The organism is Burkholderia sp. NLJ2, assembly GCF_049487195.1.
Taxonomy (GTDB): domain Bacteria; phylum Pseudomonadota; class Gammaproteobacteria; order Burkholderiales; family Burkholderiaceae; genus Burkholderia; species Burkholderia pyrrocinia.
Genome location: NZ_CP137808.1, coordinates 2,854,522 through 2,876,363, shown reverse-complemented (window position 1 = coordinate 2,876,363; position 21,842 = coordinate 2,854,522). Strand labels below are relative to the sequence as shown.

Genomic DNA, 21,842 nt, shown 5'->3' with positions numbered 1-21,842 from the left:
CAACGCTTCCGGTCAGTGGTTGCCTCCGGACGATCCGCCGTTGCCGTGACCGCCGCCATTGCCGTTGCCAGTGCCGACACCGTTGGCACCGCCATTGCCGGCGCCACCACTGCCGTTGCCATTGCCGTTGCCGCCGCCATTGCCGTGGCCACCGTTGCCGCCGTTGCCGCCGGCGCCACTGCCGTTACCGCCGCCGTTGCCCGCGCCTCCGTTGCCGTTGCCGCCGCCATTGCCGTTGCCGCCGTTGCCGCCGGCGCCACTGCCGTTACCGCCGCCGTTGCCCGCGCCTCCATTGCCGTTGCCGCCGCCGTTGCCGTGACCACCGTTGCCGCCGCCATTGCCGTGGCCACCGCTGCCGCCGGCACCACTGCCGTTCCCGCCGCCGTTGCCCGAGCCGCCGTTGCCGCTGCCGCCGCCATTGCCGTGGCCACCGTTGCCGCCGGCGCCACTGCCGTTACCACCGCCGTTCCCCGCGCCGCCATTGCCGTTGCCGCCACCGTTGCCTTGGCCACCATTGCCGCCGGCACCACTGCCGTTACCGCCGCCGTTACCCGCGCCGCCATTGCCGCTGCCACCGCCATTGCCGTGGCCACCATTGCCGCCGGCACCACTGCCATTACCGCCGCCGTTACCCGAGCCACCATTGCCGCTGCCACCGCCATTGCCGTGGCCACCGTTGCCGCCGGCACCACTGCCGTTACCGCCGCCGTTGCCCGAGCCGCCATTGCCGCTGCCACCGCCATTGCCGTGACCACCGTTGCCGTGGCCGCCGCCGTCATTGCCGCCATGGCCACCACCACCGTTGCCGTGGCCGCCGCCGTCATCGCCGCCATTGCCGTGACCACCGTTGCCGTGGCCGCCGCCGTCATTGCCGCCATGGCCACCACCACCGTTGCCGTGGCCGCCGCCGTCATTGCCGCCATGGCCGCCACCACCGTTGCCGTGGCCGCTGCCGTCATCGCCGCCATGGCCACCACCACCGTTGCCGTGGCCGCCGCCGTCATTGCCGCCATGGCCACCACCGCCGTTGCCGTGGCCGCCGCCGTCATCGCCGCCATGGCCACTACCACCGTTGCCGTGACCACCGCCGTCATCGCCGCCGTCACCGCCGCCATGGCCACCATGGCCTCCGCCACCCGAGGTACCGCCACCCGAGGTACCGCCACCCGAGGTACCGCCACCCGAGGTACCGCCACCCGAGGTACCGCCACCCGAAGTACCGCCACCCGAGGTACCGCCACCCGAGGTACCGCCACCCGAGGTACCGCCACCCGAGGTACCGCCACCCGAGGTACCGCCACCCGAAGTGCCGCCACCCGAAGTGCCGCCACCCGAAGTGCCGCCACCCGAAGTACCGCCACCCGAAGTGCCGCCACCCGAAGTGCCGCCACCCGAAGTACCGCCACCCGAAGTACCGCCACCCGAAGTACCGCCGCCCGAGGTACCGCCACCCGAAGTGCCGCCGCCCGAGGTACCGCCACCCGAAGTGCCATCACCGGAGCCGCCGTTGCCGGACGAATTACCTCCTCGGCCCGTGCCGCTCGTACCGCCGGACGTTGCGCCTGTTGCTCCGCCGACACCAGCAGGCCCGACAGCGCCGCTCCCGTTATTTCCGCCGCTACCGCTGCCACTCCCGCTGCCGGGGTTGCCGCCACTGCCGCTCGCGCCGGCACCTTTACCGCCAACTCCACCGCCGGCATAGACATGCACCGCGCACGCAGCCGGATTGGCTGCGCAGGACGAAGCGTCCTCGACCAGCGTCATGACGGTGTCCGCGTTGGCAATCGCGTCGGGCGGGGAATCAGGTGTTGCGTTCTGCGCGACGGCATACGAGCAGCAGCACGCAAACGCGGCCGCGGCCATCAAGGTCGCGCGATAGCACCGTCCCGCCGCGCGGAACGGCTGTTTTTTCTTAAGCATCATGGCCTCCCCATGCGCGCGATGCCTCGCCGCCGCGCGACTATTCACGTGTGGAGCAGGGGGCCAGAAAAGATTCGTTGTCCTATCGACGGCCGATCGCCTTCGGGCCGGCGCTTGAAGCCAGCCGCGAACGCGGATCGGCACGCGGGCCCGCCGTGCGAAGCCCTATCAGCGAGATTCGTGCCACCGGCCGCTTACGCCCGTGGCACAAGGCGCGCGCATGCATGCGACGGCGCGTGAAGCGTTGTTGGGGGAGTTTTGTTTCCGAATTGAAACGTCTGAGCGATGCTCAGCGCGCCGGCGCGTCGGCCGCGCGCTGCCAGCGGTGGAACAGGATCGATGCGATCCAGCAGACGAGGAACAGCGCGACGATGCCGTAGCCGATCGAGCCGAAGCGTTCGCCGAGCGCATCGAGCGCGTCGCGCACGGGGCCCGTCAGCGCCAGCTTGTCGGCGAGCAGGCCCGCCGCCTCGATCCCGCCGATCGCAAGCGCGACGGCCGCCGACACGAACGTGATGCTCGCGTTGTAGAGCAGCTTGCGCTGAGGATCGTCCATGGCCCAGCCGTACGCATGAATCATCAGCACGTTGTCGGTCGAGTCGATCAGCGTCATGCCGGCGGTGAACAACGCGGGAAACAGCATGACCGTATAGACCGGCAACCCCTGGCTCGCCTGTGCGGCGGCAATCGCGAGCAGGCCGATTTCGGTTGCAGTATCGAAACCTAGCCCGAACAGCACGCCGACCGGATACATGTGCCAGCTCTTCGACACGAACCGGAACAGCGGGCGCAGCAGCCGCGACACGAGTCCGGCCGGGCGGTGCACATGCGCGGTGCCGTGCGCGTGCTCCGGCGTGCCGCGATAGCGACGCCACACGTCGCGCAGGATCATCAGGTTCACGCACGCGAGCACGAGCAGGAAGGTCGCCGACACCGCCGTGCCGATCGTGCCGCCGATCTCGCGGAACGCATCGAACCGGTCGCGCAGCGCGAACGCGGTCAGCGCGATGCCGAGCGTCGCGGCGATCACGATCGTCGAATGGCCGAGCGAGAAGAACAGCCCGACGCTCACCGGGCGCTGGCCGTCCTGCATCAGCTTGCGCGTCGCGACGTCGATCGCCGCGATGTGATCGGCGTCGACCGCATGACGCAGCCCGAGCCCGTACGCGATCGCCGCGGTGCCGAGCAGCAGCGGATGGTCGCGCAGCACTGCGAGCGCCCACAGCCAGACGGCGACGTTCGCGGCGATCAGGCCGGCGTAGAGGGTCAGCAGGCGGCGCAGGGCAGGGGTGGGCGGCATCGGGACGGTTCCATCTGACGAATCGCGATGCATTGTGGCATGCGAAAAAAGCGCGTGGCGTGCCGATCGAAAAGCCGCGAGCGGTCCGCATCGGACGAAAAAAAGCCCGTCCGGAACCGGACGGGCCTGGCATGCGGCAGGGCGCAAGCGCCCGGCGCTTACTTGGTCTTCGCGCTGATCACGCCTTCCGATACGTTGGCCGGCGTTTCCGCGTAGTGCTTGAACTCCATCGAGTAAGTCGCGCGGCCCTGCGTGGCCGAACGCAGCGACGTCGAATAGCCGAACATCTCCGCGAGCGGCACTTCGGCGCGCACGAGCTTGCCGCCGCCGCCCGCGATGTCCTCCATCCCCTGCACGATGCCGCGCCGGCTCGACAGGTCGCCCATCACGTTGCCCATGAAGTCCTCGGGCGTTTCGACCTCGACCGCCATCATCGGCTCGAGCAGCACCGGCTTCGCGCGGCGCATCGCTTCCTTGAACGCCATCGAGCCGGCCATCCGGAACGCGTTTTCGTTCGAGTCGACGTCGTGGTACGAACCGAACGTCAGGTGCACCTTCACGTCGACGACCGGGTAACCTGCGAGCACGCCGCTCTTCAGCGTTTCGGTGATGCCCTTGTCGACGGCCGGGATGAATTCGCGCGGAATCACGCCGCCCTTGATCTCGTCGAGGAACTCGTAGCCCTTGCCCGGGTTCGGCTCGAGCGTGATCACCGCATGGCCGTACTGGCCGCGGCCACCCGACTGCTTGACGAACTTGCCCTCGACGTCGGACGCCGTCGTGCGCACCGTCTCGCGATACGCGACCTGCGGCTTGCCGACGGTCGCTTCGACGCCGAACTCGCGCTTCATCCGGTCGACCAGGATTTCGAGGTGCAGCTCGCCCATCCCCGAAATGATCGTCTGGCCGGACTCCTCGTCGGTCTGCACGCGGAACGACGGGTCTTCCTGTGCAAGGCGGTTCAGCGCGAGGCCCATCTTTTCCTGGTCGGCCTTCGTCTTCGGCTCGACGGCCTGCGAGATCACCGGCTCCGGGAATTCCATCTTCTCGAGGATGATCGGCTTGGTCGGATCGCACAGCGTGTCGCCGGTGGTCGCTTCCTTCAGGCCGACGGCCGCCGCGATGTCGCCCGCGCGCACTTCCTTGATTTCCTTGCGCTCGTTCGCGTGCATCTGCAGGATCCGGCCGAGCCGTTCCTTCTTGTCCTTCGTCGCGTTGAGCACCGTATCGCCGGATTCGACGACACCCGAATACACGCGGAAGAAGATCAACTGGCCGACGAACGGGTCGGTCATGATCTTGAACGCGAGCGACGAGAACGGCTCGTCGTCGCTCGGGTGACGTTCCGCCGGCTTCTCCGGATCGTGGAAGTCGTGGCCGAGGATGGCCGGCACGTCGACCGGCGACGGCAGGTAGTCGATCACCGCGTCGAGCATCGCCTGCACGCCCTTGTTCTTGAACGCGCTGCCGCACAGCATAGGCACGATCTCGTTCGCGATCGTGCGCTTGCGCAGCGCGCCCTTGATCTCGTCCTCGGTCAGCGATTCATGGTCGTGCAGATACTTCTCGAGCAGTTCCTCGCTCGCTTCCGCCGCGGCCTCGACCATCTTCTCGCGCCATTCGTGCGCAAGCTCGACGAGATTCGCGGGGATCTCCTCGTACGAGAACTTCACGCCCTGGCTTTCGTCGTCCCAGACGATCGCCTTCATCTTGACGAGATCGACGACGCCCTGGAAATGATCTTCCGCGCCGACCGGAATCTGGATCGGCACGGCGACGCCCTTCAGGCGCTCGCCGATCTGCCGCTGCACGCGGAAGAAGTCGGCGCCGACGCGGTCCATCTTGTTGACGAACGCGATGCGCGGCACCTTGTACTTGTTCGCTTGGCGCCAGACGGTTTCGGACTGCGGCTGCACGCCGCCGACCGAGTCGTAGACCATGCACGCGCCGTCGAGCACGCGCATCGAGCGTTCGACCTCGATCGTGAAGTCGACGTGGCCCGGGGTGTCGATGATGTTGATCCGGTGTTCCGGATAGTTGCCGGCCATGCCTTTCCAGAAGGCCGTGGTCGCCGCCGACGTGATCGTGATGCCGCGTTCCTGCTCCTGCTCCATCCAGTCCATCGTGGCCGCGCCGTCGTGCACTTCACCGATCTTGTGGCTCACGCCGGTGTAAAACAGGATGCGCTCGGTCGTCGTGGTCTTGCCGGCATCGATGTGAGCGCTGATCCCGATATTGCGATAGCGCTCGATGGGGGTTTTGCGGGGCACGTGAACCTCCTGGTGGTTCGGATCGTAAGCGGGCAGGCTGGGCCGGCCCGGGTTTGGCACAAGCGAGACTTAAAGCATAGCGCTTGCGCGTGGCTTTTGCAGATGCGGCCAGCACCGGCGGAATCAAGCCGGGCGGCGCCGCCGGCTGGCGAAAAAAAAGCCGGCGCGCACGGGCGGCCGGCTTCGATCGGGGCGCGGCGCGAGGCCGCGGATCGCCGTTACTGGGCCTTCGGCAGGCCGTCGAGCTTCATGCCGGGCTTGATGCCCTTCGCCGCGAACCAGCCCTTGCTCATTTCGAGCGCATAGACGCCGTTGTTGCGCGGGCAGTGGTTGTCGGTCGTCTCCGCCCGCATCTCGTCGATGTCGGTGATCGTGCCGTCCGCGCGGATGAACGCGATCGACAGCGGGATCAGCGTGTTCTTCATCCAGAAGCAGTGCACGGCATTCTCGTTGAATGCGAACAGCATGCCTTCGTTCGGCGCGAGCTGCGAACGGTACATCAGCCCCTGTTCGCGGTCGGCGTCGTTCGCGGCGACGGCCGCGTCGATCACGTACATGCCGGCGCGCAGCTTCACGCGCGGGAACTCGCTCGGCTGCTTGGCGCCGGGCGGCATCTGCGCGCTGGCGGCCTGCATGCCGAGGGCGAGGACGGCGAGCGCGGCGGGAAACACGGCGGCGCGCGCAAGGCGGCCGAGCGACGAGCGCAGGGAGAATTGCACAGCAAGGCTCCTATCTGGAAAACGAGACCCGCATGGTACGCGATGCGCGCCGGCGGGCACAAAAAAGAAAAAGGCAGATCGCCTTGCGGTGATCTGCCTTTCAACGCCGTAAGAACGGCAAGACTGCGTGTTCTTGACTGCGTTATTACAACCAGCTTGCTTAGTTCGAAGCAGCTGCCGGGGCTTCGGCTTCGCTTGCAGCCTTCTTCGCAGCGTGGTGCTTCTTCGCTGCGTGGTGCTTCTTGTGCGTTGCCTTCTTAGCCGGTGCCGAAGCAGCTTCTGCCGGAGCAGCAGCAGCCGGAGCGGCCGGAGCCGAAGCTTGTGCGAAAGCAGCCGTTGCGAAGAGGCCAGCGACCAGAGCGGCGATCAGTTTGTTCATGTTGTGTTCCTCAGCTTTAGTTAATTAACCAAATGACCCGGCATAGGAGTCATGACGTCTAACGGTGCCATCCACCTTTCGGTTGACAGACGCTTCGAGAAATTTCTCATTGCGCTGCGGGCGCCGAATCGTATTCGAAGAAAACGTCGCTTTCGTGACGCAAACACGGGTTCGGCTGCCAATGCCGGATAGCTCAGGGTGGCATCTGCGTGATTTAACGCGCGATCTTCGCAGGCGGTTGACGAAAAAGATGACGAAAAATTCGCGTGTCCGGAATCCGTCATCCGGCGGGCGCGAAACCGTCCCACGGCGCGCGTGGCGGCAGCGCAATTGTTTCGCCTGGCGCAATGCCGAGCGCGAATATGTCCAGCGCACCGATGCCGACGCGCACCAGACGCAACGTCGGGAAGCCGACGGCCGCCGTCATCCGGCGCACCTGCCGATTCTTGCCTTCGGTGATCGCGAGCTCGATCCACGTGGTCGGGATCGCGGCGCGGTAGCGGATCGGCGGGTTGCGCGGCCACAGCGCGTCGGGCGGCTCGATGAACTCGGCGCGGCACGGGCGCGTCACGTAGTCGCCCAGATCGACGCCGCGCGCGAGCGCCTTCAGGTCGGCCGGGCCCGGCGCGCCCTCGACTTGCGCCCAGTAGCGCTTGACGAGCTTGTGGCGCGGCTCCGCGATGCGCGCCTGCAGCGCGCCGTCGTCGGTGAGCAGCAGCAGGCCCTCGCTGTCGGCGTCGAGCCGGCCGGCCGCATAGACGCCGGGCGTTTTTACCCAGTCGCCGAGCGATGGCCGCGTCTCGTGCGCGGAAAACTGGCAAATCGTGCCGAACGGCTTGTTGAGGGCAATCAGGTTCATGGCAGGGCGCCCGCCCGGCGCGCCGCGAGAAGCGGGGGGGGCAGTCTATGGCAAATGGCGGAATCTTAATGCATAATACGGAACGGCAAGTCCTCTGTCTTATATAAGACATAAGTGAGGTCTTGATACGCAGTGCCGCGCTTCATGCCGAAGTGCCCGGTTGGGGCGCTAGAATAGCGGCTCGCTGTTGCCGTCACGGGGTGGCCATGCCGCGCCCCCGCCGCGCGCGCAGCTTCGACCAGCATCACCTGCTCAGCCACGTCACTGGAGTCGATCATGCCGTATCAGCACATCAAGGTTCCGGAAGGCGGTGACAAGATCACCGTCAACAAGGACTTCTCGCTCAACGTTTCCGATCAGCCGATCATTCCCTATATCGAAGGCGACGGTACGGGCTTCGATATCACGCCGGTCATGATCAAGGTCGTCGACGCGGCGGTCGCGCATGCCTACAAGGGCAAGCGCAAGATCCACTGGATGGAGATTTTCGCGGGCGAGAAGGCGACGAAAGTGTACGGTCCGGACGTATGGCTCCCGGACGAAACGCTGCAGGTGCTGAAGGAATACGTGGTGTCGATCAAGGGGCCGCTCACGACCCCGGTCGGCGGCGGCATCCGTTCGCTGAACGTCGCGCTGCGCCAGGAACTCGACCTGTACGTGTGCCTGCGCCCGGTCCAGTACTTCAAGGGCGTGCCGTCGCCGGTGCGCGAGCCGCAAAAGATCGACATGGTGATCTTCCGCGAGAACTCGGAAGACATCTACGCGGGCATCGAATGGGCCGCGGGCTCCGAGCAGGCGAAGAAGGTGATCAAGTTCCTGCAGGACGAGATGGGCGTGAAGAAGATCCGCTTCCCGGAAACCTCGGGGATCGGCGTCAAGCCGGTGTCGACCGAAGGCACCGAGCGTCTCGTGCGCAAGGCGATCCAGTATGCGATCGACAACGATCGCAAGTCGGTCACGCTGGTGCACAAGGGCAACATCATGAAGTTCACGGAAGGCTTGTTCCGTGACGCCGGCTACGCGCTGGCCCAGAAGGAATTCGGCGGCGAGCTGATCGACGGCGGCCCGTGGATGCGCGTGAAGAACCCGAAGACGGGCAACGAGATCGTGATCAAGGATTCGATCGCCGACGCGTTCCTGCAGCAGATCCTGCTGCGCCCGGCCGAATACGACGTGATCGCGACGCTGAACCTGAACGGCGACTACATCTCCGACGCGCTGGCCGCGCAGGTCGGCGGCATCGGGATCGCGCCCGGCGCGAACCTGTCGGATTCGGTCGCGATGTTCGAGGCGACGCACGGCACCGCGCCGAAGTACGCGGGCAAGGATTACGTGAACCCCGGTTCCGAGATCCTGTCGGCGGAAATGATGCTGCGCCACCTCGGCTGGACGGAAGCGGCCGACACGATCATCGCGTCGATGGAGAAGTCGATCCTGCAGAAGCGCGTCACGTACGACTTCGCGCGCCTGATGGAAGGCGCGACGCAGGTGTCGTGCTCGGGCTTCGGCGAAGTGCTGATCGAGAACATGTAAGTCCCCTTCCGGGGTGGGCCGGAGCGTTTCCGGCCGCCCCGGCGCCTACTGCCGGCGCCGGGGCGTTTCGTGGATGGCAGGTTTGTTGGCAGGGCGGTCCGGCATGCGGGCCGCGGCGCCGCGATGCGGCCCGGATGCCCTGCAAGGTAGAACATGACGGCCCTCGCAATACCACCGCCCGGCTGAGCCGGCGCGCTCCTTTCGCGACCGACCCGGTCGCTCCCCGCCGGTTACCGCCGGTGCTCCTCAGTCCCACAATCTCGTAGCAATGCTTTGACCACCATGTCCACTTCGCCCAAGATCATCTACACCCTCACCGACGAAGCGCCCGCGCTCGCGACCTATTCGCTGCTGCCGATCGTCAAGGCCTTCACGCGCTCGTCCGGCGTCGCCGTCGAAACGCGCGACATCTCGCTCGCCGGCCGCATCGTCGCGGCATTCGCAGACATCCTGCCGCCGGAGCAGAAGGGTTCCGACGATCTGGCCGAGCTGGGCCAGCTCACGCTGAAGCCGGAAGCGAACATCGTCAAGCTGCCGAACATCAGCGCGTCGGTGCCGCAGCTCAAGGCCGCGATCGCCGAACTGCAGGCGCAGGGCTACACGCTGCCGGCCTATCCGGAAGATCCGTCGACGGACGAAGAGAAGGCCGTCAAGGCCCGCTACGACAAGATCAAGGGCAGCGCGGTGAACCCGGTGCTGCGCGAAGGCAACTCCGACCGCCGCGCGCCGCTGTCGGTCAAGAACTACGCACGCAAGCATCCGCACAAGATGGGCGCATGGCAGGCCACGTCGAAGGCGCACGTCGCGCACATGAGCGAAGGCGACTTCTACGGCAGCGAGAAGTCGGCGCTGATCGCCGATGCCGGCAGCGTGAAGATCGAGCTCACGACGGCCGACGGCGCGAAGAAGGTCCTGAAGGAAAAGACGGCCGTGAAGGCCGGTGAAGTCATCGACGCATCGGTGATGAGCCGCAACGCGCTGCGCAGCTTCATCGAAGCGCAGATCGCCGACGCGAAGGCGCAGGGCGTGCTGTTCTCGGTGCACCTGAAGGCGACCATGATGAAGGTCTCCGATCCGATCCTGTTCGGCCATTTCGTGTCGGTGTTCTACCGCGACGCGCTCGCGAAGCACGCGGACGTGCTGGCACAGGCCGGTTTCAACCCGAACAACGGGATCGGCGACCTGTACGCGCGCCTGAAGGACCTGCCGGCCGACACGCGCGAAGCGATCGAAGCCGACATCAAGGCCGAATACGCAGTGCGCCCGCGCCTCGCGATGGTCAACTCGGACAAGGGCATCACGAACCTGCACGTGCCGAGCGACGTGATCGTCGACGCGTCGATGCCGGCGATGATCCGCGAGTCGGGCTGCATGTGGGGCCCGGACGGCGAACTGTACGACGCGAAGGCCGTGATTCCGGACCGCTGCTACGCGGGCGTCTACCAGGCCGTGATCGAGGACTGCAAGCAGCACGGCGCATTCGATCCGGTCACGATGGGCAGCGTGCCGAACGTCGGCCTGATGGCGCAGGCGGCCGAAGAATACGGTTCGCACGACAAGACGTTCCAGATCCCGGCCGACGGCGTCGTGCGCGTCACCGATGAAGCCGGCAACGTGCTGCTCGAGCACGCGGTTGAGTCGGGCGACATCTGGCGCATGTGCCAGACGAAGGACGCGCCGGTGCAGGACTGGGTCAAGCTCGCGGTGAACCGCGCCCGCGCGACCGGCGCACCGGCCGTGTTCTGGCTCGATCCGGCGCGCGCGCACGATGCGCAGATCATCGCGAAGGTCGAACGCTACCTGAAGGATCACGACACGAACGGTCTCGACATCCGCATCATGACGCCGGAAGACGCGACCCGCTTCTCGCTCGAGCGCATCCGCGCGGGCAAGGACACGATTTCGGTCACCGGCAACGTGCTGCGCGACTACCTGACCGACCTGTTCCCGATCATGGAACTCGGCACCAGCGCGAAGATGCTGTCGATCGTGCCGCTGATGGCCGGCGGCGGGATGTTCGAAACGGGTGCGGGCGGTTCCGCGCCGAAGCACGTGCAGCAGTTCGTCGAGGAAGGCTTCCTGCGCTGGGATTCGCTCGGCGAATTCCTCGCGCTGGCCGCGTCGCTCGAACACCTCGGCCACGCGTACCAGAACCCGAAGGCGGTCGTGCTCGCGAAGACGCTCGACCAGGCAACCGGCAAGTTCCTGGACGAGAACAAGTCGCCGGCGCGCAAGGTCGGTGGCCTCGACAACCGCGGCAGCCACTTCTACCTGTGCCTGTACTGGGCACAGGCGCTCGCCGAGCAGACCGAGGACGCCGCGCTGAAGGCGCAGTTCGAAGGCGTGGCGAAGGCGCTGTCCGACAGCGAAGCGCGCATCCTGGAAGAACTGGCGGCCGCGCAGGGCAAGCCGCAGGCCATCGGCGGCTACTACCGTCCGAACGTCGACCTGACGAGCCAGGCGATGCGCCCGAGCGCGACGCTGAACGGCATCGTCGACGCGGTCGCCTGACGCCGGTCGCGCAATCGCGCGAGCCAATGCGTGTGCCGGCGCGGCGGGTTTTGCCGTCCGCCGCCCGACGCAAATGAAAAACGCCCCGGACGCCCGGGGCGTTTTTCGTTGCAGGCTTGCCATTCAGACGTGAACGATTTCCCACTCGGCGATTTCGTGCGGCACCTCGAGCGTCGCCGTGTCCATTTCGGACAGTTGCGGGCAGTCGCCGCGGGAGATGTGGTCGGCTGCCACTTCGGGGCACGAGAACGCGCCGAGGAGGGCGTTGCCGAACGTCGCTTCCCAGCCGCCGTTACCCGGCAGGATATAGAACGACCCGAGCGCTGAACCAAAGCGAAATCCCTTCATTTCCGTTCTCCCTTTCTGATCACAAGCGATTCTGTTGTGCCGCCCGCCGGCTCGGCCGGCTGTGGCCCGACTGGCTGCTCGCGCCGGGTTCCGTATCGAACGTCGTGGCGAAGCGTCAGTGCATGGAACAAAGTCTACGTCCGCGACCCGGTCGGATGGTGCGCGTAGAACAGCTTCTCGAAACAAAAATTCGCATTTAAAAACAACGCGTTATTTTCTTCGTTTTGTATTGCGGAACGATTTTCGGCATCGCGAAACAGGAAATTTGTGCCCTGCACCACGAATTTTTATAAGGCAGAGACTTGTTCCGCATCGTGAAATATTCGCGGTTTCGCGAAGGGATGATGCGACGAGCGCCTATGCAGGGACGGACGACAGGCGTCAAGCGGTCGCCCGGAGGCCGTCAAGGGAGCGGATAAGTGGCGGCGGCGGTCGCCGGCGAGGGGCAGCGCATCGCGGATCGGCGCTTCCGTCGACGCGTGCCGAATCCGGCGCGACAGCGCCGCGCACTGCGGCGTATCGCCGCCCGACCGGCGGCGGCACGCTTCGACAGGGGCCTGCGGTTATGATGACGCGGGCATCAGGTTTCGCGTCGCGCATCGGCATTCGAGCCGGCCGGCGCGGGCGTCGCGGCTGTCGCGCGACGCAGCATGGATAACGAGGAACGATTGATGATACGGAGAACCTTCCTGTCGCGCGCCATCGGTGTCGCGGCCGCGTCGCTGTTCGCGCGCACCGCGTGGGCGCAGCATGCCGGTCATGCTGGAATGGCCGGCATGGATTCGATGGACGACATGCCCGGCATGTCGGGCATGTCAGGGATGTCGGCTCACGCGCAGCACGGCAAGCCCGCGCCGACCGCGCTCGCGGCCGCCGACGCGTTGCCGGCCGGCGCGCCGCTCGCGGCGTTGCGCACGCTCGCAAACGAAAGCCGCGAGCCCGGCACGTTCCGGGCCACGCTGGTGGCGCAGCCCGTTGCGCGGCCGATGCTGCGCGGTGTGCGGCCGACCACGTTCTGGCAGTTCGGTGCGGGCACGCAAGGCCCCGTCGTCGGCCCGCTGATCGACGTGCGCGAGGGCGATACGGTCGAGATCAGGTTCGTGAACAAGCTGCCGCAGCCGTCGACGATCCACTGGCACGGCCTGCCCGTGCCGCCCGACCAGGACGGCAACCCGTCCGATCCCGTCGCACCCGGCGCGTCGCGCGTGTACCGCTTCACGCTGCCGAAGGGCAGCGCCGGCACCTACTGGTACCACCCGCATCCGCACATGATGACGGCCGAGCAGGTGTTTCGCGGGCTGGCCGGCCCGTTCGTCGTGCGCGCCGCGGACGATCCGCTCGCCGGCTGGCCCGAGCGCAACCTGTTCGTGTCGGACCTGAAGCTTGCGCGCGACGGCACGATTGCACCGAACGACATGATGGACTGGATGAACGGCCGTGAAGGTCAGTTCGTGCTGGTCAACGGCGCACGCCGGCCGCGGATCGACGTAGCCGGCGACGAACGCTGGCGCGTATGGAATGCGTGCAGCGCGCGCTACCTGCGCGTCGCGTTCGACGACGGCCGCGCGTTCGAGTACGCGGGCACCGACGGCGGACTGTTCGACGCGCCGCGCCGTGTGACTTCGCTGCTGATCGCGCCGGGTGAGCGCGCGGAGCTACTGGTGCGTGCCGGCGATCGCGCGTCGCGCGCGGTGCTGCAGGCGGCCGAATACGATCGCCGCAAGATGGCGATGTCGCACGACGACGGCCACGGCAGCCTGCCGCCCGATCCGGCGCTGGCGCTTGCCGATGTCGCGTTTGCGCCTGCCGAGGCGCGCGCGCTGCCCGCGACGCTGCGCGCGGTGCGGCCGTTGGGCGAACCGGTTGCGCACAAGACGGTCGCATTCGGCGAAGAAATGGACATGGACGCGATGATGAAGGGCGCGGCACACGGCCGCCCGGCGGGCATGCGCTTCACGATCAACGGTGAGACCTACGCGCCGCACCGCGCGACGCTGACGAGCCGCCGCGGCGACGTCGAGCGTTGGGAGATCCGCAATGCCACCGACATGGATCATCCGTTCCACCTGCACGGCACGCAGTTCCAGGTGATCGAGCGCGCGTCGGGCGGCTCGCGCACGGCCGAACCGTTCCGCGCATGGCGCGATACCGTGAACGTGCGCAGCGGCGAAACCGTGACGATTCTCGTCACACAAGACATGCCCGGCGAACGCATGTTTCATTGCCACATTCTCGAACACGAGGATCTCGGCATGATGGGCACGCTGAAGGTCGTGTAACGAAGGCGCTAATGTGTTTCACATGTCGGATCAGTTTCCGATCTGCATGCGTGACAAGACAATGCGTGTTCAATTATCGGGATTGAACGAAAAGGCCGGCCAATCGATTATCGATTGGCCGGCCTCAAAAAAAGAAACCCGGCGCAATGCGCCGGGTTTCTTCGTCCGATATCCGATGCCTTTATGCGGCCTGGATGTTCGACGCTTGCTTGCCCTTCGGTCCTTGAACGACGTCAAAGCTCACCTTCTGGCCTTCCTTCAGCGTCTTGAAGCCATTCATGGTGATAGCCGAGAAGTGCGCAAACAGATCCTCACCGCCCTCGTCGGGAGTGATGAAACCGAAGCCCTTCGCGTCGTTGAACCACTTAACGATACCAGTTGCCATACCTACTTCCCCTGTCACACAGTCGCTGCTACTTACCACGAGCACGCTCGAAAAGCTAAACGACCGGAAAATGCAGCCGTTCCCCCCTCACAAGCTCACCTCGGCCTCTTTCATTTCGCCAACTGGCAATTTGAAAAAAGTGCCAGCTTGATTGTTGGCGCTCTTTATTAGAGTGTCAAGAGGAATTTTTAGACGTATAGAGGGCCGTTGTAAAGAACCCATTTTCAGGGTTTCTCCGGCTTTGCTTGGCAGCATGCGGCCAAGCGCAGGGACTTGAAAAGCCGCATAATCGGCTCATATACCAGGCTCGAGTGACACGCGTTCGAGTCGTCCCGGCTTGTGGGATACTGGATGCGGATACGACGTTCCGGTGCGGTTCCCCCTGACGGTTCGTGTTCCGCGCCACGCGTGAAAGCCGGCACCGCAGCCGGCTTTCGTATGGCGCGAAGACGATCGCGTGTTCCGGGATACCGGGGAGGGCGCCGGCCGGTCGGTCGGGTAATGGCAGGATTGCGGGCCTGTCCGAGTTGTTTAGAATGGGTGTATGGCGATTATCCCGGACAAGCAGGACAGTACCGTCCTGGAACGCAAGCAGCAGAAGCTCAAGCCGCCTTCGATGTACAAGGTGGTGCTGCTGAACGACGACTTCACGCCGATGGAGTTCGTCGTGATGGTGGTCCAGGAGTATTTCAAGAAGGATCGCGAGACGGCCACGCAGATCATGCTGAAGGTCCATCGCGAAGGGCGAGGGGTATGTGGGGTCTATACGCGGGACATCGCGTCGACCAAGGTTGAGCAAGTCGTTACCCATGCGCGGCAGGCCGGGCATCCGCTGCAGTGCGTGATGGAGGAAGCATGATTGCCCAGGAATTGGAAGTCAGCCTGCACATGGCGTTCATGGAAGCACGCCAGGCGCGCCATGAGTTCATTACGGTCGAGCATCTGCTGCTGGCCCTGCTGGATAATCCGACGGCAGCCGAGGTGTTGCGCGCGTGCGCGGCAAACATCGAGGACCTGCGTCAGAACCTGCGCAATTTCATCCACGACAACACACCTACCGTCCCGGGCACCGACGATGTCGATACCCAGCCGACGCTCGGTTTCCAGCGCGTGATCCAGCGCGCGATCATGCACGTCCAGTCGACGTCGAACGGCAAGAAGGAAGTGACTGGCGCGAACGTGCTGGTCGCGATCTTCGGCGAGAAGGATTCGCACGCGGTGTACTACCTGCAGCAGCAGGGCGTCACGCGCCTCGACGTCGTGAACTTCATTTCGCACGGCATCGCGAAGACGAACAGCGGCGAAGCCGCGAAGTCGACCGACGCGAACGCGGAAAGCGAAGACGCGAATGCGCAGAAGGAAACGCCGCTCGCGCAGTTCACGCAGAACCTGAACCAGATGGCGAAGGACGGCCGCATCGATCCGCTGATCGGTCGCGAGCCCGAGGTCGAGCGCGTCGTGCAGGTCCTTTGCCGCCGCCGCAAGAACAATCCGTTGCTCGTCGGCGAGGCCGGTGTCGGCAAGACCGCGATCGCGGAAGGGCTCGCTTATCGCATCACGCGCGGCGAAGTGCCCGATATCCTCGCGAACGCGCAGGTCTACTCGCTCGACATGGGCGCGCTGCTCGCCGGCACCAAGTATCGCGGTGATTTCGAGCAGCGTCTGAAGACGGTGCTGAAGGAGCTCAAGGAGCGCCCGCACGCGATCCTGTTCATCGACGAAATCCATACGCTGATCGGCGCGGGCGCCGCGTCGGGCGGCACGCTGGATGCGTCGAACCTGCTGAAGCCGGCGCTGTCGTCGGGCACGCTCAAGTGCATCGGCGCGACCACGTTCACCGAGTATCGCGGCATCTTCGAGAAAGACGCGGCGCTGTCGCGGCGCTTCCAGAAGGTCGACGTGAGCGAGCCGACTGTCGAGCAGACGGTCGCGATCCTGCGCGGCCTGAAGTCGCGCTTCGAGGAACACCACGGCGTCAAGTATTCGTCGGGCGCGCTGTCGGCCGCGGCCGAACTGTCGGCGCGCTTCATCACCGACCGTCACCTGCCGGACAAGGCGATCGACGTGATCGACGAGGCGGGCGCCGCGCAGCGCATCCTGCCGAAGTCGAAGCAGAAGAAGACGATCGGCAAGAGCGAGATCGAGGAAATCATCTCGAAGATCGCGCGTGTGCCGCCGCAGAGTGTGTCGCAGGACGATCGCAGCAAGCTGCAGACGCTCGACCGCGACCTGAAGAGCGTCGTGTTCGGCCAGGATCCGGCGATCGACGCGCTGGCGGCATCGATCAAGATGGCACGCGCGGGCCTCGGCAAGATGGACAAGCCGATCGGCGCGTTCCTGTTCTCCGGCCCGACGGGTGTCGGCAAGACCGAAGTGGCGCGCCAGCTCGCGTTCACGCTCGGCATCGAGCTGATCCGCTTCGACATGTCGGAGTACATGGAGCGTCATGCGGTGAGCCGCCTGATCGGCGCGCCGCCGGGCTATGTCGGGTTCGACCAGGGCGGGCTGCTGACCGAAGCCGTCACGAAGAAGCCGCATTGCGTGCTGCTGCTCGACGAAATCGAGAAGGCGCATCCGGACATCTACAACGTGCTGCTGCAGGTGATGGACCACGGCACGCTGACGGACAACAACGGCCGCAAGGCGGATTTCCGCAACGTCATCATCATCATGACGACGAACGCGGGCGCCGAGTCGATGCAGAAGGCGACGATCGGCTTCACGACGCGCCGCGAAACGGGCGACGAGATGACCGACATCAAGCGCCTGTTCACGCCGGAGTTCCGCAACCGCCTGGATTCGATCATCAGCTTCCGCTCGCTCGATGAGGAAATCATCATGCGCGTGGTCGACAAGTTCCTGATCCAGCTCGAGGAACAGTTGCACGAGAAGAAGGTCGACGCGCTGTTCACCGACGCGTTGCGCAAGCATCTCGCGAAGCACGGCTTCGACCCGCTGATGGGCGCGCGGCCGATGCAGCGGCTGATCCAGGACACGATCCGTCGTGCGCTGGCCGACGAGCTGCTGTTCGGCAAGCTCGTCAACGGCGGTCACGTGACGGTCGACGTCGACGAAAACGACAAGGTGCAGTTGTCGTTCGACAAGCTGGCGAATCCGCCGCACAAGCCGAACGAAGAGACGGTCGAAGTCGAGTAAGCGATAATTCGTTGTTCATGCGAACGGCGCGGGAAGTTCTCCGCGCCGTTTCGTTTTATCCGGCGCCGGCGGCGCAATGGTGGTGCAGGGGAGTGGTAACGCAGTGACACAACAACAACGGTCGTTCGACAACATCGTCGCGCGCGAACAAGGGTTGCGCCACGCGCTGACGTCGGGGCAGATGGCGATGATCGCGATCGGCGGCGCGATCGGCACGGGGTTGTTCCTCGGCAGCGGGTTCGCGATCGGGCTGGCCGGCCCGAGCGTGCTGGTCTCGTATGCGATCGGTGCGCTGATCGCGCTGCTGCTGATGGGCGCGCTCGCGGAAATGACCGTCGCGCATCCGACGGCCGGCTCGTTCGGCGCGTATGCCGAACACTACGTCGGCCCGCTCGCGGGCTTTCTGGTGCGTTATGCGTACTGGTTCGCGGTCGTGTTCGCGATCGGCACCGAGATCAGCGCGATCGCCGTATTCATGAAGTACTGGTTCCCGGCCGTGCCCGGCTGGTACTGGGTGATCGGCTTCTCCGCGCTGCTGATCGCCGTGAACCTCGCGAGCGTCACGCTGTACGGCTCGGTCGAATACGCGTTCTCGCTGCTGAAGATCGCCGCGATCGTCGTGTTCATCGTGCTCGGCGCGTATTTCGTGTGGTCGGCACCGGCCGCATCGGGCGTCGGCTTCGCGAACTACACCGCGCACGGCGGTTTCATGCCGAAGGGGCCGTGGGGCACCTGGGTCGCGGTGATCGTCGCGATCTTCAGCTACATGAGCATCGAGGCCGTCGCAATTGCGGCCGGCGAAGCGCGCGATCCGCAGCACGCGGTCACGCGCGCGTTCCGCTCGACGGTGTTCCGGCTCGTGCTGTTCTACCTGCTGACGTTGTCGCTGATGCTCGCGATCGTGCCGTGGACCCAGGCCGGCACCGACGAAAGCCCGTTCGTGAAGGTGATGGCCGCGACGCACGTGCCGTACGCGGCGGGCGTGATCAACTTCGTGCTGCTGATCGCGGCGCTGTCGGCGATGAACAGCCAGCTCTACGTGACGACGCGGATGATGTTCAGCCTGTCGCGTGCACGGCTCGCGCCGGCGATGTTCGGCCGGCTCGGCACGAACGGCGTGCCGCGTGCGGCGCTGTGGATCTCGACGAGCGGCGTCGCGGTGGCGGCCGTGCTGGTTGCGCTGGCGCCCGACACGGCGTTCACCGTGATGATGGCGATCGCGATGTTCGGCGCACTGCTCACCTGGCTGATGATCTTCGTCACGCACCTGCGCTTCCGTTCGCAGTATCGCGGCCCCGCGCTTGCGTTCCGGATGTGGGGGCACCCGTTCGGCAGCCTGCTCGGCGCGGGGCTCGTCGCGGCGATCCTGTTCACGACCGCGTTCACGCGCGAATTCCGGATGACGATGGTGGTCGGTATCGTGTTCGTCGTGCTGCTGACGCTCGCGTATGCGCTGCACTACCGGCACCAGCACGCACGCTGACGGTGCCAGCGCGGCCGCCCACGGCCGCGCGCGCCGGCCCTCCCGTTCTTCACGTCCGCTAAGGTTCCGTTAAGCCGGCGGCGACTAACATTCGATCCTGTCTGCGATGCGGTCCGGCACGCGCCGGCTCGCCGCTTTCCTGTAAAAAAGGGGTTCGAATGAACAAACTTCCTGAAATCACGCTTGCGTTCTGGATCATGAAGATCTGCGCGACGACGCTCGGCGAAACCGGTGGCGACCTGCTGTCGATGACGCTGAACGTCGGCTACGCGGTGAGCTCGATCCTGCTGTTCGGCTTCTTCCTCGTGACGCTCGGCGCGCAGCTCAAGACGACGCGCTATCGCCCGGCGATCTACTGGGCCGTGATCGTCGCGACGAGCACGGCCGGCACGACGATGTCCGACTTCATGGACCGCACGCTCGGCCTCGGTTATGCGGCCGGCTCGTCGATCCTCGTCGCGATCCTGCTGGCGATCTTCGCGGTCTGGCGGCTCAGCGGCGAATCGCTGTCGGTCGACCTGATCCGCACGCGCAAGGTCGAGCTGCTTTACTGGATCGCGATCCTGTTCTCGAACACGCTCGGCACCGCGCTCGGCGATTTTCTCGCGGACAGCTCGGGGCTCGGTTTCGGCGGGGGCGCGTTGCTGATCGGCGGGCTGCTTGCGGTGATCGTGCTCGCGCACTATTTCACGCGGATTTCGGGCGTGTTGCTGTTCTGGGCCGCGTTCGTGCTCACGCGTCCGTTCGGCGCGACGGTCGGCGACCTGCTGACGAAGCCGGTCGCGAAGGGCGGGCTCGCGCTCGGTACGGTCGGCTCGTCAGCCGTGCTGCTCGGCGTGCTGGTCGCGTTGGTGATCTTTGCGAGCATCGCGCAGGCACGGCGACGCGAACCGGTACCCGCGCGGATCGCGCAGCCGGTCAGCGAATGACGGTGAACGGAAAAAGAAAAGGGGCCGCGAGGCCCCTTTTTTGCGTTGCGTCGTTCAGTGACGGCCAGTGCTGCCGAAGCCGCCTGCGCCGCGATCGCTTTCCGCGAAGTCGTCGACGATGTTGAACTGCGCCTGCACGACCGGCACGATCACGAGCTGTGCGAGACGCTCGAACGGGTTCAGCACGAACTCGGTCTGGCCGCGGTTCCACGTCGAGACCATCAACTGGCCCTGGTAGTCGGAGTCGATCAGGCCGACGAGGTTGCCGAGCACGATCCCGTGCTTGTGGCCGAGGCCCGAGCGCGGCAGGATCAGCGCCGCATAACCGGGGTCGGCGAGGTGGATCGCGAGGCCGGTCGGCACGAGCGTCGTTTCGCCCGGCTGCAGCGTGACCGGCGCGTCGAGGCACGCGCGCAGGTCGAGGCCGGCGCTGCCGGTGGTCGCGTAGGCAGGCAGGTAGTCGCGCATGCGCGCGTCGAGAATCTTCAGGTCGAGTTTCATGCGGTCGTCGAATCGGTCGGGAAGGGCGCGGCGGCGATGGCCACCGCACGGGAGATCAGATCAGGCGGTTGTCGGGCAGGCGCTTCGCGATTTCCGCGACGAGCGCATGCGCGAGTTCGTCCTTCGGCGCGCGCGGCAGGCGCGTGAGGCCGGCGGCCTCGAACAGCACGACTTCGTTGTCGTCGCGGCCGAACGTCAGCGGCCCGAGATTGCCGACGAGCAGCGGCACGTTCTTGCGCTTGCGCTTCTCGTCGCCGTGCACGTCGAGATCGCCGCTTTCGGCCGCGAACCCGACGCAGAACGGCGGATCGGGCAGCGCCGCGACCGACGCGAGGATGTCGGGGTTCTCGACGAACGCGAGCGCCGGCATCTTGCGGTCGGCCGTCTTCTTCATCTTGTGTTCGGCAGGCTGGTCGACGCGCCAGTCGGCGACCGCGGCCACCGCGATGAAGATGTCGGCATCGGCAACGGCATGCATCACCGCGTCGTACATCTGCTGCGCGGTCTGCACGTCCTGACGGTAGACGCCCCACGGCGTGTCGAGCGCGACCGGCCCGGCGACGAGATGCACGTCGGCGCCGGCCTGCTGCGCGGCGCGCGCGAGCGCGAAGCCCATCTTGCCGCTCGAGCGGTTCGTGAGGCCGCGCACGGGGTCGAGCGGCTCGAACGTCGGGCCCGCCGTGATCAGCACGCGCCGGTGCGCGAGCACCTTCGGCGCGAAGTGCGCGACGATCGCTTCATAGATCGCCTCGGGCTCGAGCATGCGGCCGTCGCCGACTTCGCCGCACGCCTGCGCGCCCGAATCCGGGCCGAGCACCGACACGCCGTCCGCGCGCAGTTGCGCGACGTTGCGCTGCGTGGCCGGGTTTTGCCACATCTGGCGGTTCATTGCGGGGACGACGAGCAACGGACAGTCGCGCGCGACGCACAGCGTCGACAGCAGGTCGTCCGCGAACCCGTGCGCGAGCTTCGCGATGAAGTCCGTCGACGCGGGCGCGATCACGATCGCGTCGGCTTCGCGCGACAGGTCGATGTGCGCCATGTTGTTGTCGACGCGCGCGTCCCACTGGCTCGTATAGACGGGCCGGCCCGACAGCGCCTGCATCGTGACGGGTGTGATGAACTGCGTGGCGGCTTCGGTCATCGCGACCTGGACGGTCGCGCCGGCCTTCGTGAGCAGCCGCGTGAGCTCGGCGATCTTGTAGCAGGCGATGCCGCCCGTCAGGCCGAGAACGAGGTGTTTTCCTGCGAGTTCTGCGTGTGCCAACTC

General features: G+C 66.0%; 18 protein-coding genes. 7 read left to right on the top strand and 11 right to left on the bottom strand.

The genetic code is table 11. The features are described from left to right. Positions 1 to 12: 12 nt before the first annotated feature. The 7 genes from R9B84_RS13250 to R9B84_RS13220 form a co-directional block, all read right to left on the bottom strand. Positions 13 to 1,920: a hypothetical protein gene (locus tag R9B84_RS13250; RefSeq protein ID WP_423759999.1), complete on the bottom strand. Its 1,908-nt coding sequence runs from the start codon at positions 1,918 to 1,920 to the stop codon at positions 13 to 15. Positions 1,921 to 2,209: 289 nt separating this feature from the next. Further along, entirely contained in the window at positions 2,210 to 3,220 is a 1,011-nt protein-coding gene (locus tag R9B84_RS13245) for a HoxN/HupN/NixA family nickel/cobalt transporter (protein WP_423758278.1), read from the bottom strand. Between the two features lie 158 nt (positions 3,221 to 3,378). Further along, positions 3,379 to 5,490, bottom strand: a complete 2,112-nt coding sequence (gene fusA, locus R9B84_RS13240; protein WP_423758277.1) for an elongation factor G — start codon at positions 5,488 to 5,490, stop codon at positions 3,379 to 3,381. A 218-nt stretch (positions 5,491 to 5,708) separates the two neighbouring features. After that, entirely contained in the window at positions 5,709 to 6,209 is a 501-nt protein-coding gene (locus R9B84_RS13235; RefSeq protein WP_423758276.1) for a DUF192 domain-containing protein, read from the bottom strand. A 160-nt stretch (positions 6,210 to 6,369) separates the two neighbouring features. Beyond that, positions 6,370 to 6,588, bottom strand: coding sequence for a hypothetical protein (locus tag R9B84_RS13230; protein WP_072444916.1), 219 nt, complete (start codon positions 6,586 to 6,588; stop codon positions 6,370 to 6,372). A 280-nt stretch (positions 6,589 to 6,868) separates the two neighbouring features. Further along, positions 6,869 to 7,447: a pseudouridine synthase gene (locus tag R9B84_RS13225; RefSeq protein ID WP_034178831.1), complete on the bottom strand. Its 579-nt coding sequence runs from the start codon at positions 7,445 to 7,447 to the stop codon at positions 6,869 to 6,871. Between the two features lie 65 nt (positions 7,448 to 7,512). After that, positions 7,513 to 7,725: a hypothetical protein gene (locus R9B84_RS13220; RefSeq protein WP_034178830.1), complete on the bottom strand. Its 213-nt coding sequence runs from the start codon at positions 7,723 to 7,725 to the stop codon at positions 7,513 to 7,515. Between R9B84_RS13220 and icd the strand changes: the two genes are divergently transcribed. Next, entirely contained in the window at positions 7,724 to 8,980 is a 1,257-nt protein-coding gene (icd, locus tag R9B84_RS13215) for an NADP-dependent isocitrate dehydrogenase (protein WP_034178829.1), read from the top strand. The two genes, R9B84_RS13220 and icd, sit on opposite strands and share 2 nt — an antisense overlap. Before the next feature lie 282 nt (positions 8,981 to 9,262). Next, a complete protein-coding gene (locus tag R9B84_RS13210) occupies positions 9,263 to 11,491 on the top strand; it encodes an NADP-dependent isocitrate dehydrogenase (RefSeq protein ID WP_423758275.1) in 2,229 nt (742 codons plus the stop codon). Positions 11,492 to 11,614: 123 nt separating this feature from the next. Here the strand turns inward: R9B84_RS13210 and R9B84_RS13205 are convergent, their stop codons facing one another. Continuing rightward, positions 11,615 to 11,839 (bottom strand): hypothetical protein, encoded by a 225-nt coding sequence (locus R9B84_RS13205; RefSeq protein WP_047898835.1) that lies wholly within the window; start codon positions 11,837 to 11,839, stop codon positions 11,615 to 11,617. 671 nt (positions 11,840 to 12,510) lie between these two features. On the opposite strand from R9B84_RS13205, the gene R9B84_RS13200 reads away from it, so the two are divergent. Next, positions 12,511 to 14,118: a multicopper oxidase family protein gene (locus R9B84_RS13200; RefSeq protein WP_423758274.1), complete on the top strand. Its 1,608-nt coding sequence runs from the start codon at positions 12,511 to 12,513 to the stop codon at positions 14,116 to 14,118. 181 nt (positions 14,119 to 14,299) lie between these two features. Here the strand turns inward: R9B84_RS13200 and R9B84_RS13195 are convergent, their stop codons facing one another. Next, on the bottom strand, positions 14,300 to 14,503 hold the full coding sequence (locus tag R9B84_RS13195; protein WP_006478030.1) for a cold-shock protein: 204 nt from the start codon (positions 14,501 to 14,503) through the stop codon (positions 14,300 to 14,302). Positions 14,504 to 15,047: 544 nt separating this feature from the next. Between R9B84_RS13195 and clpS the strand changes: the two genes are divergently transcribed. The 4 genes from clpS (at position 15,048) to R9B84_RS13175 (ending at position 20,071) form a co-directional block, all read left to right on the top strand. Then, positions 15,048 to 15,362 carry an ATP-dependent Clp protease adapter ClpS gene (gene clpS / locus R9B84_RS13190; RefSeq protein ID WP_006398529.1) on the top strand — a complete coding sequence of 105 codons (315 nt, stop codon included), beginning with the start codon at positions 15,048 to 15,050 and terminating at the stop codon, positions 15,360 to 15,362. After that, the gene (gene clpA, locus R9B84_RS13185; protein ID WP_034178825.1) at positions 15,359 to 17,659 is read left to right on the top strand and encodes an ATP-dependent Clp protease ATP-binding subunit ClpA; all 2,301 of its coding nucleotides are present in this window, start codon (positions 15,359 to 15,361) and stop codon (positions 17,657 to 17,659) included. The genes clpS and clpA overlap by 4 nt, the downstream gene beginning before the upstream one ends. Positions 17,660 to 17,762: 103 nt before the next feature. Then, positions 17,763 to 19,142, top strand: a complete 1,380-nt coding sequence (locus R9B84_RS13180) for an amino acid permease (RefSeq protein WP_423758273.1) — start codon at positions 17,763 to 17,765, stop codon at positions 19,140 to 19,142. 158 nt (positions 19,143 to 19,300) lie between these two features. Next, the gene (locus R9B84_RS13175) at positions 19,301 to 20,071 is read left to right on the top strand and encodes a hypothetical protein (protein WP_423758272.1); all 771 of its coding nucleotides are present in this window, start codon (positions 19,301 to 19,303) and stop codon (positions 20,069 to 20,071) included. Positions 20,072 to 20,125: 54 nt separating this feature from the next. Here R9B84_RS13175 and dut read toward each other — a convergent pair whose 3' ends face one another. Both dut and coaBC read right to left on the bottom strand, forming a co-directional pair. Then, positions 20,126 to 20,572: a dUTP diphosphatase gene (dut, locus tag R9B84_RS13170; RefSeq protein ID WP_065499366.1), complete on the bottom strand. Its 447-nt coding sequence runs from the start codon at positions 20,570 to 20,572 to the stop codon at positions 20,126 to 20,128. Between the two features lie 55 nt (positions 20,573 to 20,627). Then, positions 20,628 to 21,839 (bottom strand): bifunctional phosphopantothenoylcysteine decarboxylase/phosphopantothenate--cysteine ligase CoaBC, encoded by a 1,212-nt coding sequence (gene coaBC / locus R9B84_RS13165; protein WP_423758271.1) that lies wholly within the window; start codon positions 21,837 to 21,839, stop codon positions 20,628 to 20,630. Positions 21,840 to 21,842 lie beyond the last annotated feature (3 nt).